Annotated in this window: 11 protein-coding genes and 1 pseudogene; 10 read left to right on the top strand and 2 right to left on the bottom strand. The window is 45.2% G+C overall.

Going from position 1 to position 14,329, the window contains the following annotated elements:
• The first annotated feature begins 1 nt into the window (after nucleotide 1).
• From OCV39_RS21255 to OCV39_RS14895, 6 genes are read left to right on the top strand one after another with little or no spacing between them, the layout of a single operon-like run.
• The gene (locus OCV39_RS21255; protein ID WP_315973071.1) at nucleotides 2–2,233 is read left to right on the top strand and encodes a tail fiber protein; all 2,232 of its coding nucleotides are present in this window, start codon (nucleotides 2–4) and stop codon (nucleotides 2,231–2,233) included.
• Nucleotides 2,230–2,679 (top strand): hypothetical protein, encoded by a 450-nt coding sequence (locus OCV39_RS14915; protein WP_261889876.1) that lies wholly within the window; start codon nucleotides 2,230–2,232, stop codon nucleotides 2,677–2,679. The genes OCV39_RS21255 and OCV39_RS14915 overlap by 4 nt, the downstream gene beginning before the upstream one ends.
• Entirely contained in the window at nucleotides 2,643–3,569 is a 927-nt protein-coding gene (locus OCV39_RS14910; protein WP_261889875.1) for a hypothetical protein, read from the top strand. The genes OCV39_RS14915 and OCV39_RS14910 overlap by 37 nt, the downstream gene beginning before the upstream one ends.
• Nucleotides 3,566–4,114, top strand: coding sequence for a baseplate complex protein (locus tag OCV39_RS14905; RefSeq protein ID WP_261889874.1), 549 nt, complete (start codon nucleotides 3,566–3,568; stop codon nucleotides 4,112–4,114). The genes OCV39_RS14910 and OCV39_RS14905 overlap by 4 nt, the downstream gene beginning before the upstream one ends.
• On the top strand, nucleotides 4,111–5,691 hold the full coding sequence (locus OCV39_RS14900) for a hypothetical protein (protein ID WP_261889873.1): 1,581 nt from the start codon (nucleotides 4,111–4,113) through the stop codon (nucleotides 5,689–5,691). Before OCV39_RS14905 ends, OCV39_RS14900 begins: the two co-directional genes overlap by 4 nt.
• Complete coding sequence (locus OCV39_RS14895; protein WP_261889872.1) at nucleotides 5,691–5,888, top strand: hypothetical protein; 198 nt, start codon at nucleotides 5,691–5,693, stop codon at nucleotides 5,886–5,888. The genes OCV39_RS14900 and OCV39_RS14895 overlap by 1 nt, the downstream gene beginning before the upstream one ends.
• A gap of 107 nt (nucleotides 5,889–5,995) precedes the next feature.
• On the opposite strand, the gene OCV39_RS14890 is transcribed toward OCV39_RS14895, so the two are convergent.
• A complete protein-coding gene (locus OCV39_RS14890) occupies nucleotides 5,996–6,178 on the bottom strand; it encodes a DUF3606 domain-containing protein (protein WP_261889871.1) in 183 nt (60 codons plus the stop codon).
• A 276-nt stretch (nucleotides 6,179–6,454) separates the two neighbouring features.
• On the opposite strand from OCV39_RS14890, the pseudogene OCV39_RS14885 reads away from it, so the two are divergent.
• Nucleotides 6,455–6,595: pseudogene (locus OCV39_RS14885) on the top strand (L-threonine 3-dehydrogenase); the annotation flags it as partial.
• A gap of 143 nt (nucleotides 6,596–6,738) precedes the next feature.
• On the opposite strand, the gene OCV39_RS14880 reads toward OCV39_RS14885, so the two are convergent.
• Complete coding sequence (locus tag OCV39_RS14880) at nucleotides 6,739–9,270, bottom strand: molybdopterin oxidoreductase family protein (protein WP_261890148.1); 2,532 nt, start codon at nucleotides 9,268–9,270, stop codon at nucleotides 6,739–6,741.
• A gap of 442 nt (nucleotides 9,271–9,712) precedes the next feature.
• On the opposite strand from OCV39_RS14880, the gene nirB reads away from it, so the two are divergent.
• The 3 genes from nirB to OCV39_RS14865 all read left to right on the top strand — a co-directional run bounded on the left by nirB (nucleotide 9,713) and on the right by OCV39_RS14865 (nucleotide 14,280).
• A complete protein-coding gene (gene nirB, locus OCV39_RS14875; protein ID WP_261889870.1) occupies nucleotides 9,713–12,367 on the top strand; it encodes a nitrite reductase large subunit NirB in 2,655 nt (884 codons plus the stop codon).
• 87 nt (nucleotides 12,368–12,454) lie between these two features.
• Nucleotides 12,455–12,793 carry a nitrite reductase small subunit NirD gene (gene nirD, locus OCV39_RS14870; RefSeq protein WP_261889869.1) on the top strand — a complete coding sequence of 113 codons (339 nt, stop codon included), beginning with the start codon at nucleotides 12,455–12,457 and terminating at the stop codon, nucleotides 12,791–12,793.
• A 17-nt stretch (nucleotides 12,794–12,810) separates the two neighbouring features.
• A complete protein-coding gene (locus tag OCV39_RS14865; RefSeq protein ID WP_261889868.1) occupies nucleotides 12,811–14,280 on the top strand; it encodes a NarK family nitrate/nitrite MFS transporter in 1,470 nt (489 codons plus the stop codon).
• The last annotated feature ends 49 nt before the right edge of the window (nucleotides 14,281–14,329 follow it).

Below are 14,329 nucleotides of genomic sequence, written 5' to 3'. Positions count from 1 at the left end.
CATGGCGCAAAGTATTATTACCAAAGCGTTTGAAACGTATAAAGCGCAGCAAGAAGCCATCGCTTCCCCTGTTGAGCTTGATGAATTTGTTTTGGCATTGGTGCCAGGGCAAGACGCGAATGCTCCCATCGACCGTGATGAAACCATGCCATCGGCGGCTCAGATTGTATATCGCTCAACGGTCACTCAGCACGGCTTTGTAGGGCCAAACTCTGTGGTCTATTCCCTTATCATGGATACGCGAGTCGGAGATTTTGAGTTTAACTGGGTAGGACTTCGCAGCAAAAGCCATAATGTCTTAGCCGCTATCATGCATATTCCGACGATTGCTAAATTCGAATCGATACCAGGCGTACAAAATGGTAATTCGGTGACGCGTTCAGTATTGATGAATTATCAAGATGCCAAGCAGGCCACCGGTATTACGGTGGGCGCCTCGACTTGGCAGATTGACTTTACTTCTCGCTTGTTTGGTATGGATGAAGCGGAGCGTTTAGCTAACATTGATGTGTTTGGCCACGCTGCCTTTTTAGGTGATGGTTTTAAGATCACTAAATCCGGTAGTCATTATCTGGCTAAAGCTGGTTGCGGTTATGTGGGCGGTTTGCGTTGTCACCTTGATGCGGGTATGACATTAACCAACGTCATAAACTCTAGCGGGGTGTATCTTGATGCGAGCTGGCAGGGTGGACCTCTGAGCCAGTGGCATACTCAGGTTGAGATTAAAGCCAGTAAAAGTACTTTAAGTGACTACGTTGACGGTGATGGTTATCAGCATTACGTGACGAAAATTGCCGATATCAACAGCGCGGGAGCCATTACCGACCGCCGCTATCTTGAAGGGTTTGAGCAGTACTACCAGCAATATGAAGTGAATGAACGTCTCGAAGAAAAAATAGATAAATTGTCGATTACCGATAGCGTAAGTTCTGTATCGAGAGTTTTGGTTGCTTCTGCGAAAGGGTTGAAAACAGCGTATGACAAAGGCGTTGCGGCATTAAATCGTGCCAATGCTGCGTATGACTTAGCGGCGAGTAAGTGGGTACATCGAGCAGGCACAACCGCTCAAACTGGTACGGTTCAATTATCAACATCGGTCAGTTCAGAGAGTACCACGTTAGCTTCAACACCAAGCGCGGTAAGGTCTGCATACAATAAAGCGGTGGAAGCGCTCAATAAAGCCAATGCAAAGTGGAGTTATGTTCAAGCCTCGCTCACCGTATATGGCGCCACGAAGTTGTCGAGCGCGGTGAACTCAACGAGTGAAACATTAGCCGCCACCCCAAAAGCAGTCAAAATAGCTTATGACAAAGGTGTAGCCGCCTACAACCTTGCAGCAAGCAAGATGACCCAAGCCACGGCTGATGGCCGTTATTGGAAGCGAACGGAGACAGTAACGAACTCAACCAAGCTTGATAATAAAACTTACAGCCAGCTTTACACCGCAATTCGTGCAGGCTTAAGTCCTAACACGAATACATGGCGCTCTATTTCTGATGTGGTGAATAGTAACAGTTCGGATATATCAGCAAGCTTAAGAGCCGTAAAAACGGCGTATGACAAAGGTGTATCAGCCTACAACCTTGCCGCTAGTAAAATGACCCAAGCCACGGCTGATGGCCGTTATTGGAAGCGAACGGAGACAGTAACGAACTCAACCAAGCTTGATAATAAAACTTACAGCCAGCTCTACACCGCCATTCGTCAAGGATTAAGCCCAAACACGAATACATGGCGCTCTATTTCCGATGTGGTGAACAGCACAAGTTCAGTCATCTCAGCAAGCTCAAAAGCGGTAAAAACAGCGCATGACAAAGCAGCTCTGGCCTATAACCAAGCTACGGAAGCGCTAAGTATAGCGCACAGTAAATGGACGCATCGAAGTGCAACAACGGCGCAATCTGGTACGGTGCAACTGTCCACATCGGTCAGTTCTCAAAGCGCAGCGAGAGCGGCGACTTCGAGCGCGGTTCGAATTGCTTACAACAAGGCAGTAGAAGCGTTGAATAAGGCAACTGCCCCACAAGCTGGAGTTGTTGGTTCATACGGGTTGATGCGTAGTGATATTCGCAATCTTTCATTTGGTGATACGGTTTCAGGTAGTAAGTTGCGCCCTACCGATAATAGTTCAGGTTTTTATGGGCCATACCAAACGGGAACGTGGCGTTGTATGGGTAATTGTAAGGATTCAAATATAACGAACTTCTCAACGTTGTTCGTAAGGATTGCATGATGTTAACGATAGTCGAGGCTAAAAACCCTCAATGGGTCAATGTGGAAAAAACGAGATTGGATATGGATGTTCAATTTACCGAATTTGAGGAATATGTACCGTTTTCAGCAAGTGATAATGCAGACACTGAGCATGGTTTGGCGCTCTATCAACGCGCTATTAATGGTAACTTTGGGGCTATCGCACCTTATGTCGAGCCTGTAACTGATGCTGCGGACGTTGAAACAGTTTGGCAAACCGCAGAGCTTGAAAAGGTTGAAACAATATTAAAGCCATACGCAGAAGACATGCAAATCCCTGAGCAGTATTCAGAACTTCGCAAAACCGCTAATACAGAAGAGAATTATTACAAACTGTTGATGGATAGAAAGCTCTTGGTTGAATACTTACTGCAACCAGATTTCCCTGAATGTGGCCGTCCAACGCTTTCTGGTTTATCGGTATGACTTGGCAAGTGGTCTCACACCAATGGCCTGACAGCGCTCAGGACATTCAAACTCAAAGTGAAGCGGTACTGAGCCAAGTCGCGGGCGTAATGACCGCGAGCGTCAACCGAGTGGGAGGCCTTGCTGGTAACGTCAGTTTAGAACGTCACCCACTAAGCCAATCGGCTGACGCGATACTGTCGGCACGCTCTGCGCTTGAAACACTGCTGTGCCAGGGACAAATATTGTCAGTGCATCCGTATCAGTTTCAGGTGGGGAACGCGGTTCAATCGGGGCATCATTTATCACCAGAGAGAGCGACTGAAATACTGGCGAATAAGCTTTTGGATGTGAATGACAAACATAAACCCACGGGTAAGCTTTATGCGGAAGGGTGGATGATTGCGGAAAGCTCACTGGCGAACTTTGCGAAAAGTACCAAGGCGTTGTTTGACGTGGTCAATATTCCCGAGCTTGGGATGGTGACGCGCCGGCTCGCCAAAGAACAAAGCTTACAGACGGATAAATTCACTCAGCCTAAAGCTATTATTCAGCCTCGATTTAAACCTCAATCCAATTTAACTCCTGAACCATTACGAAGCGTATTGAACTGGCAAGGGGCGCAGGTCGCGCAGCTAGAATCACTGGCGGCGGATAGGCAAAGCCCCGTCGATAAGCTCAGCCAGTTAGCGCAAAAACGAGGCTTACAACTGCAGGAGTGGCAAGCGTCCATTAATGGACTCAAACAGAGTAATGTCGAATTACTTAAGTTTGAAGCCACCGGTACTACCGAAGTGTTGGCCACCATGCTTAAACAATCGCAGCCCCCAAGTCGTGCCAATAGCTATACCTTTGCCTCACTCTTTTTAAGTCGTGAGCCTCTTACTTTTCTATCGGAGTTATTTGCATGACCCAACTTGCCCTGGATGCTGAAATTATCCCGATGAAATCTCCTCGAATTAATCTCTCGATGGAGCTGAAAGACGAAGACATGAGCGGCCAGACTTCGGGCACCGATGCCAGTGAGCAAGGTGATAAGGGGATGGTGCTTTCTGTCACCGGCTTAATTCCGTTTAAAGAGCCCAAAGTATTAAAACGGCTCATGGTGTTGTCGCGTCAAAAAGAGGATGGCAAGCGTAAAATTTATCGCATTGGTAACGAGCTCGCTAAGAGCATGACCATTCGGCAAGTGCGATTCATGGGGCGAGTGATGGCCGATGAACAAGAAAAACTCATGGCATGGAAAGTCAGCTTTCAACTGCGAGAATATCTATCGGTATCTGAAGTGAAAGAGCAGCGAGAAAGTCAAAACCCAACCCATGCAGAGGTTCAACAAACCGAGAGCACGGCAAGCGTTGAACCGAAAACCCATGCGGCGATTGCCAATCAGGCTGAGCAAACCAGGCCGACTCGATTTGAAGATGCGCTGATTCAAAAAGAGAGGCAGTTAGCATGAAGCTAGACAAACGACTTTATATCGATGGGGAACTTACCGCGCTTGCAGAAGAGCAGGTGATATTTGAATTGTCAGCCGGTGGTCGCGCCACGTTCGTCACCAAAGGGGAAGTAACAGAAAACCAGTTAGTGGAATTACATATCGGTTATCAAGGGGCGTTCAAACGCTACTTTGATGGTTTTGTTACCAAAGCGCAGCCGGCCCAAAATGGTTACACCCGTTTTATTGCTCGTGAGCGCTCAGGGTTACTGGCCGCAAGGTGGCCAATCAGCATTCAGCACGCGACCGTGAGCGAAATTATTGAACAGCTCAGTTTTGAAACGGGGCTTAAGTTCGTGTTGCCTGAACAAGAGTATGTTGTTACTCGCATTGCCAACTTCACCTCACAGGGCACGGGCTATCAGTTACTGAATAATCTCGGGCGAGCGTTCAACATTGATGACTTTGTTTGGTATCAGCAATCGGATGGCACCATTTATCTGGGAAGTTTTGAGCATAGTCGTTGGTACTCTCGCCCGATTGCGCTGGAAACGTCACTTTCAAGTAAGCAGCGAGGAGGCGACAATATGACATTGGCGGCAATGCCATCAGTCAGACCTGGGGTTATCGTTAATGGTAAACGTATCACGCAGGTGCATTTTGAAAAAAGCCAAATGACTTTGTATTGGAAACAAGGTGAAGCTGCTGAAAAACGTAAACTGCATTATCTGTTTCCAGAGCTCGCAGCAGGGCATCACTTACCGCGATTCGGGCGAGTGGAAGCGGTCACCGACCAAAGCGAGGCTGGGCATGAACACAATTCGTTTCGTCCACGTTATGCCGTTGATGTTCAGTTACTTGATGAGTATGGCCAAGTCGATGCGCTTGTTCCTATTTACAAAGCGGTGCCACTGCCAACGGTGATAGGCGGTGCAGAGCAGGGGCAGTTTTCTACGCCGAAAGAAGGCTCGATTGTTGAAATTGCGTTTGCGTATGGCCGAAATGATAAAGCTTTTATTCGGACCATCTTAGGTGATGGTTGGTCATTGCCAACATTAGAGCCGGATGAGCAGTTAACTCAACAGCGCGATGAAGTATTTTCTAGAACTGATGCTGCGGGTAATCAAAGCCAAGCGACAGACCAAAAAAGGCATACTCAATCCTTTGAAGCACTGCAGCAAGCCGATCGCTATCTAGGCGAGTTTGGGAAGCATGAAATCATCACAACTCAGCACAGCAAAGAGAACATCGGTGGCCAAAAGCTCATTGAAACGTTAGGCACATTTGAAGTGATGGCGGGTGATGATGTCACGCTAGGCTCACTGGCGAATTTGCATCTCATCAATGGTGGCAATCAAACTCAAATTATTGGGCTGCTCAGAGATATCGTGATTGGACTCGATGACAAACTCAAAGTGATGGGGAATCGAATTATCAACGTAGAGAAAGACATTGAAGCGAGCGCCAAGAACATGCGTTACACCGCAGACCTTATCACCATGAACGGCGGCAAAGGCGTAGTACAGGGTGATTGTATTTGCGCGTTCACTGGTAAACCACACTCAGATTTATCATCAACCGTTAAGGCTGGTAAGTAATGGCATTAAACAAAACATCACTGAAAAAAAAAATAGAAAAAGAGCTGCAAGCACAAGGCATTGTGATCACAGGTGAACATGCCCAAGCGAGTAAGTTTGCGATCGCGATAGCCAATGCGGTGGTAGATGAGATCACGCAGAATGCACAAGTGGCGGTGACGGGGGGAAGTTCAAAGGGGAGCTACAAAGTAATGTAAACATGGATTTGTTTCAGTTTAGTAGTTTATATGCTTCTGTTTATACGGGATAAAGAAGAGAGTCTAATCATGGAAAGAAACAACTACTGGCCTCTTCCCATGTAATGTTAACGTCTGTTAGCTAACCATTTTTTAATGTCAGAGATATATGTTCCAGCTTCTGAAACAGCTTGAACTAACTGTGCTCTAGTTATTTTTAGTGTATTGGTCCAATAGACAACTTCATGCTCTTGGCTTAGGCTTACTCGCTGAGCATCAAGAGGCCGTGTAATATCTAAATTATCAGGCATTATAATTCCTTACATCTGTTCCGCACATGCCAATCATATGCGTGTTGTTGTATTTTGCTCCTAGTTGCCTGAAGATTAAACATAAATTTACATTATTTGAAATGTTGCATGAATGATTGTTCGTAGCGTGTGTTTTTTTGTAAATTATCAATAGCCTTCATTACAAGGCATGCTTCGCAAAATGGCGATATAAATAAATTCTGTCGCCACTTTGCCGCCACTGCTCTTTAATGCTGCTCTTAAGTTTATGTTTTTTAATGATTAATTATATTGTTGTATTTAATGGCTTCTTTGATTCAATCTGGCCTAGATCTAACACCAATCATCACGCACCACTTCAAGGTTGATGACTTCCAAAAAGGCTTTGACGCTATGCGTAGCGGGCTTTCAGGTAAAGTTATCCTTGATTGGGAATAGATTGAACTGATAAAAATCTACTGGATAGGGTGAACAGTATTTACAAAATATGCCTCAGTTTGCTCGATCTCTAATAGCGAAATACTAAGAAAATCGCGACCTTTTGGGTTGCGATTTTTTATTTTTACCTACGATTCAATTATCTATACTTTAACTCCCCAAAATTGTTCCTCAGCATTATCTTTTGTAGTCGCAAATAGATCTTGTAGCCATGTTTTATCTCCTCCTGAAATCTTCTCTTGAACGACAAAGGCACTATGAATGGTGTGTGATTTGATGGTTGCCAGACGGTATGGCGAGTGCTGCCCCCCTTGTTGTGAGAGTATTTTTTCTGGGTTTGTGGTGAGATATTGGCTTAAAGTCAGAGTTAATTGTAGCGGGTCTTGCAAAGAAGCAATTCGGTAGAGGTAGCCATTGTCGACTTTCTGTTTCACCCAATAATCACATTCAGTGAGATCCACAGTTTGTTTACTGATAAACAGGGCTTCACATCGATAATGCCAAGGTTTGATGTTGACAGGAGTATGTTTAAACTCTGGCTGTCCAGAATCGAGATCGGCGTTAGGTAGAATAAGATCGCAAGGCTTACTGTTTTTAGCCGTGGTGTTATTCCAGTGAATTGGCATGAATAGTTGTTTAGGAGCAACAGTCGAGGATATTTCGACGCGTGCTTGAATTTGATTGTGATCGTTGTAAATCGTTGCGATGTCGTAAGGCTTGAGATTATGTCGATTAGCCGTTTCAGGATGAATCATGACATATGGCTCGGGCGAGTGTTCAGATAGACGAGCGGATAGGCCAGTACGGCTCATCGTGTGCCAATGATCTCGCGATCTTCCGCTGTTTAGAATGAGTGGATGCTCAGCATTAAGGTGGCTGAGTGGCGATGCGTGTGTCGTGGCAATGAATTGCGCTTTTTTATTCGGTGTGAAAAATTGATGGTCACTAAACATACGTTGGTGGATGATGTGATCTTGTTTTTTCAGCACTGGCCACTGTTGTGGAGTAAGCGCGTTGTATTCCTGCGTATCCAGATCCACTAAACCAGACAATGTCAGACCTCTATTGTCTCCTTTTGTGTTATCAACCGCCGTTAAACGCGCATACTCTTTAAAGACTTCGCCCTCATGCAGGTAATCAAATGCTTTGGCAAACCCCATTTTTTTTGCGACTTGGCTTATGATCCACCAATCAGGTCTTGCGAGTCCGGGGCTAGGAAAAAGACGGCGTTGTCTTGAAATTCGACGCTCTGAGTTTGTGACTGTACCTGATTTTTCACTCCAGCCTTGCGCGGGTAAAATCACGTCCGCGAACCTTGTAGTTTCGGTATCTGCAATGCAATCTGAAACGACGACAAATGGGCATGCCTCAAGTGCAGATTCAATTTTTTTACTGTTGGGCAAGCTAACCACTGGGTTAGTTGCCATTATCCAAATTGCTTTTATTTTCCCTGCTTCCATTGCATCAAAGAGATCTATTGCTTTTAAGCCCGGTTGAGTCGCAAGATTATCTGTTTGCCAAAAGTCACTGATGATTTGGTGATGGTTAGGGTCGTTAAATTCCATATGTGCCGCAAGCGTGTTGGCAAGCCCTCCGACTTCTCTTCCGCCCATCGCATTCGGTTGGCCAGTGATAGAAAAAGGTCCGCAGCCTTTTTTACCTATTTTTCCTGTTGCAAGGTGACAGTTTAAAATGCTGCTCACTTTGTCAGAGCCTTGGGAAGATTGATTGACGCCTTGCGAATAGACAGTGATGACTTTCTCTGAATTCGAAAAAAGATGGTAGAAGTTCTCGATCACAGAGGAGGCTAGCCCCGTTAGTTGTGAAAGGTCTTTGTGTTGCAGTGCCGACTCCAGAGCATGCTCAAATCCGTCGGTATGCTGGTTAATATATTCGAGATCGAGTTTATTGTGCTGATAAAGATAGCTCAATAAGCCATTAAACAGCGCGACATCCGATCCTGATTGTATTGGAAGGTGTAGATCGGCAAGCTCACACGTAGCTGTACTTCTTGGATCAATCACGACGATTTTTAACTGCGGATTATTCTGTTTGGCGCTGCGAAGTCGCTGAAATAGAACCGGATGGCACCAAGCAAGATTAGAACCAGTAATGATGACCAACTCTGCATGTTCAAGATCATCGTAACAAATCGGAACGGTATCGGAACCGAATGCCCGTTTGTGACCCACAACGCTAGAAGCCATACATAAGCGAGAATTGCTGTCGATGTTGCCACTACCAATGAACCCTTTCATCAATTTGTTGGCCACGTAATAGTCTTCCGTGAGTAGCTGGCCAGAAACATAGAAAGCGACAGAATCGGCACCAAATTCAGTTATGGCTTGCTGAAATTTGTCGGCAATCAGTTGAGTTGCTTCGCTCCAGTCCATATCAACAGCAGTGCGTGACGGGTTTGAGCTTTTTGAATTTGAGCTAAGATCTGCACCATCATTCGAGCTCTTTGTGTCAAAGCGAGTGGGGAAAAGTAATCGTCCATCAGTAATTACCGTATCGCCTAAAGCTACTCCTTTAGTGCACAGTTTTCCATAGTTTGATGGGTGCTGCTTATCACCTCGAATATCGAGCAGACCATCCGTATTTGGTCTCGCTTCAACTCCACAGCCGACTCCACAATATGCGCATGTTGTTTTAACCCATCCATCGTTAATCATCATTAAACGTACCTCATCCTAATTGAGCGTTTTAAAGGCTATTTGTTTGTAGAGCAAAAAACGAGCCATTTATAGTGTTGGGTTTTAGTGTTTGAAATTAGGTTTTTATACATTTAAAAACAAAGGCTTAACTGTGTGGTTGAGGTTTTTATTTGTGGTAAGGAGATACGAATTTAGATAAAAGTTGTTTCTCGCACTGTTTTGGTGACTATTTGCACCAAAGCGATTAAAAAGAGAGCATTTACATTCTGTTTAGTGTTGCTTTTCTTGTCATAGGTATTAATGAACTTTATTTAACTAATTGTTTTAAATTAATTTTGTACCTTTATTTTACGAAGGTTTTGGTGGTTGGCACTCTCTTTGCTCTATGAGAAATACAAAGAAATATCAGTTTTGCAATTTAACGCAACATGAAGACAGCTTAATTTTAAAGGATTTAAATATGAGCGAGTTCAATCTAGATAGACGAAAAACGCCAAATGAAAGCACGAAGAAGCAGAGAATTGTAGTCGTCGGCAATGGAATGGTCGGACACAAGTTCATAGAGACAATTATCGCTGCTGATTCGGAGCAATTTGATGTAATTACGTTCAGCGAAGAGTCGCGATTGGCGTATGACCGAGTGCAGTTAACCGCTTATTTTAACGGTAAAAGTGCTGACGATTTGGCATTAACCGATGAAACGTATTATCAGGAAAATGGAGTTAGCTTTGTCCTCAATGACAAAGTTGTTTCACTGGATACGGCCCATAACCAAGTGATCACAGCCAGTGGGCGAGTGGAGCATTATGACAAGTTGATACTCGCGACAGGGTCATTTCCTTTTGTTCCTCCTATCCCCGGCAATGACCAATCGCACAGCCATGTTTATCGAACCCTTGATGATTTGGACGCAATCGAACGTTCAAGTAAAGAGAGCAAAAGTGGGGTGGTGATAGGCGGCGGATTGCTAGGGCTGGAAGCTGCAAATGCAGTGAAAAACTTAGGCTTGGAAACCCATGTTGTGGAATTTGCACCACGGTTGATGGCGGTACAACTGGATGAGGGCGGCGGGGCCCTGTTACGCCGTAAAATTGAAGATTTAGAGGTGAAAGTTCATACCCAAAAGGCGACCAGTGAAATTGTGGCTGGGGATACGTCTCGCTATCGAATGAACTTTGCCGATGGAACGCATTTGGAAACCGATATGATCGTTTTTTCAGCAGGTATTCGACCGCAAGATGAGCTGGCAAAAACGTCTGGAATTAGGATTGGTGAACGTGGCGGCATTGTGATTGATGATGACTGTCAAACCAATCTGAAGAATGTGTATGCGATCGGTGAGTGTGCGCTGTGGGAACAAAAAATATTTGGTTTAGTGGCTCCGGGTTATCAAATGGCAAAAGTGGCTGCGGCACATATTCTGTCTGACGGCAGTGATGATCTTAAATTTACTGGCGCGGATATGAGTACCAAGCTCAAGTTGCTAGGGGTTGATGTCGCGAGTATTGGCGAAGTGCATGGTCAAACCGAAGGGGCACAATCTTACACGTATCATGATGAGATCGAACAGGTTTACAAGCGGTTAATTGTGTCTGCTGATGGGTCTGAAATTGTCGGTGCAGTCTTAGTTGGTGATGCCGATGCTTACGGCACACTGCTTCAACTGAAACAAAATAATATGCCGTTACCTGCAAACCCAGCGGTTCTGATTTTACCTAATGTCGCGGATGACTCTTCGACAGGCATTGGGGTCGAGGCATTGCCAGACTCGGCGGTGATTTGCTCATGTTTCGATGTGACGAAAGGAGACATCAAGCAGGCCGTTTCTGCTGGTTGTACCACTATGGCAGCACTGAAAGAGACGACCAACGCGTCAACCGGTTGCGGGGGATGTGCGGCATTAGCCAAACAGGTATTAGACTGCGAATTGAGCAATCTTGGCGTCGAAGTAAACAACAATATTTGTGAGCATTTTGCCTATTCTCGACAAGAGTTGAGTGACATTATTCGAGTTAACCAAATCAAGAGTTTCGATATTTTGCTTGAGTCCCACGGTTCGGGGCTGGGTTGTGCAACTTGTAAGCCGACCGTGGGTTCCATTCTAGCCTCTTATTGGAATGATTATGTTTTAGAAGATAAGCACCTTGAACTTCAAGACACCAACGATATTTACCTTGGGAACATGCAAAAAGACGGAACCTACTCTGTGGTACCTCGTATTGCTGGTGGTGAAATCACCCCAGACAAGCTGATCGTATTGGGCGAGGTGGCAAAAGAGTTCGATCTATATACCAAGATCACGGGTGGGCAGCGAGTGGATCTTTTTGGCGCACAGCTGAATGAACTGCCAATCATCTGGAAAAAGCTGGTGGATGCGGGCTTTGAGACAGGCCACGCCTACGGAAAATCAGTCCGAACGGTGAAGTCATGTGTTGGCAGTACGTGGTGTCGATATGGCGTTGCCGATAGTGTTGGTTTCGCGATTGATATAGAGAATCGATACAAAGGTTTACGTTCCCCTCATAAGCTTAAATTTGCTGTTTCTGGTTGCACTCGTGAATGCGCAGAGGCTCAGTCAAAAGACATTGGTCTTATCGCGACCGATAAAGGTTGGAATCTCTATGTGTGTGGTAATGGTGGGATGCGCCCACGTCATGCGGATCTCTTTGCCATCGATTTAGATGAAAAGACACTGATCCAATATGTCGATCGGATTCTCATGTTCTATATCCGTACCGCTGATCGTCTTCAACGCACATCTGTGTGGCTCGAAAACCTAGAAGGTGGTTTGGAATACCTCAAGCAAGTTGTGATTGAGGACAAATTGAATGTGGCGGCCGATCTGGAAAAAGAGATGGCAGCAAATATTGGCAAATATCAATGTGAGTGGAAAACGACCATTGAGAGCCCTGAGAAGCTAAAGCGTTTCCAGCACTTTATTAACAGTGAAGAGGTGGATGACAACTTGAAGTTTGTAACTCAGCGTCAACAAAGGTTTCCGACTATCGGTCACCAATCCAACTCTGAACATCAAGCCAGTTCCGAACATAAACTCAATGCTGAACACAAACCCAATTCAGCTTTAGAGAAAAGGATTGATGTTGTAGAGGTGTGATCGCTAGGTCGTCACCATCACCATCACAATCACAAAAATGAAATTGAGATAAGTAGAAACAAAATTCAAGTCGATTAGGAGAAGGTTATGGATAACTGGCTAACGGTATGTACCACCCAAGATTTAGTGCCGCATACGGGGATATGCGCCAAGGTTGAAGAGTCGCAAGTCGCTATTTTCTATTGTAGGCGTAGTGATGAGTTGTATGCACTCTCAAATTATGACCCAATCGGAAGGGCAAACGTCATGTCACGTGGGATCATGGGTTCCATCCAAGGTGAGCCTTGTGTTGCGTCACCGCTTTACAAGCAGCACTTTAATTTGAATACAGGAATATGTTTAGAAGATCCTCAACACAAGTTGGAACGATTTGAAGTTCGAGTGGTGGGTGAAAACGTTCAAATTCAATTGCTGATGGCAGCTTAATACAGGAAGAAATGGCTATGGAAAGTACAACATTTTCGCTGATGAAGTTCACTGGCAAGATGAAGATATTACATTTGAGTTGGATGGCATTTTTTATCACTTTTGTCGTGTGGTTTAACTTTGCTCCGCTACTGCAAATGGTAAAAACGTCACTTGGGTTGAGTAATGAGGAGATTAAAACCTTACTGATTTTGAACGTCGCCCTGACGATTCCTGCACGAGTCGTCGTGGGGATGCTCACCGATAAATATGGCCCTAGGCTGGTGTACTCCACGCTGTTGGCCGTCTGCTCGATTCCCTGTTTTATGTTCGCTTTGGCAGACTCTTTTATTCAAGCGGCGATTGCTCGATTTCTATTAGGGTTTATAGGTGCCGGCTTTGTGATAGGGATTCGTCTGGTTTCAGAGTGGTTTCCTCATCATGAGTTAGGGACAGCAGAAGGTATATATGGAGGCTGGGGTAATTTTGGTTCGGCGGCAGCGGCATTTACTCTGCCAACGGTAGCATTGATCTTTGGTGGGGAAGAAGGGTGGCGTTATGCCATTGGAATCACAGGTGTAATGAGCTTAGTGTTCTCATATGTTTTCTACGCCAATGTCACAGACACCCCAAAAGGGTCGACTTACTTCAGGCCTAAACATTTAACGGCGATGGAAGTGACATCAAAAGGGGACTTTTTCTTCTTATTAGTGATGAAAATTCCTATGTATGCTGCTCTTGCCCTGTTGGCGTGGAAGTTGTCACCAAGTGGGATTGGGATGATATCGGCGGTGTACGTGGATTCTATCTACATTGGATTAATCGCCTTGTATTGCTACGAAGTTTCTCAGGTTTGGAAGGTAAATAAGTCGATATTCACTACGCCCGTACCTGAAGTTCACCAGTATAAATTTAAGCAAGTGGCCGTATTGAACATCCTTTATTTTGCAACGTTTGGTTCTGAATTGGCTGTTGTATCCATGCTTCCTCTGTTCTTTCTCGATACCTTTGAATTAACCCCGGTTATGGCTGGTCTGGTTGCCTCTGCATACGCCTTTATGAACCTGATGTCTCGCCCTGGTGGAGGTTGGATTTCGGATAAGTTTGGCCGAAAACCGACACTATTGATCCTCACTGCTGGATTGGCTGTTGGTTATTTCTTGATGGGACAAGTTAACAGCGAATGGCCATTGTGGTTGGCCGTTGTTGCGGCAATGGCATGTTCGTTTTTTGTTCAAGCAGGAGAAGGGGCGGTATTTGCAACGGTTCCACTGATTAAGCGCCGTATGACCGGACAAATTGCAGGCATGACCGGAGCCTACGGAAATGTAGGGGCGGTAGTCTATCTCACTGTTCTCTCTTTTGTGGATTATCAAACCTTCTTCTTTGTGATAGCCGGAACCGCGGTTGTGGGGTTTGCGACCCTAATGCTCATGGAAGAGCCTAGTGGCCAAATTGCCGAGGTCAATGAAGATGGAAGCGTAACCTTGATTAACGTTTCGCATTAATGGTGGTGGCGAAAGCTCTGTGTTTAGGGCTTTCGCTTTTTCAACTGAA

Source organism: Vibrio cortegadensis (assembly GCF_024347395.1).
GTDB classification, from domain to species: domain Bacteria; phylum Pseudomonadota; class Gammaproteobacteria; order Enterobacterales; family Vibrionaceae; genus Vibrio; species Vibrio cortegadensis.
Note: the sequence above shows the minus strand (reverse complement) of the source record. Positions and strands in the feature narration are given on the sequence as shown.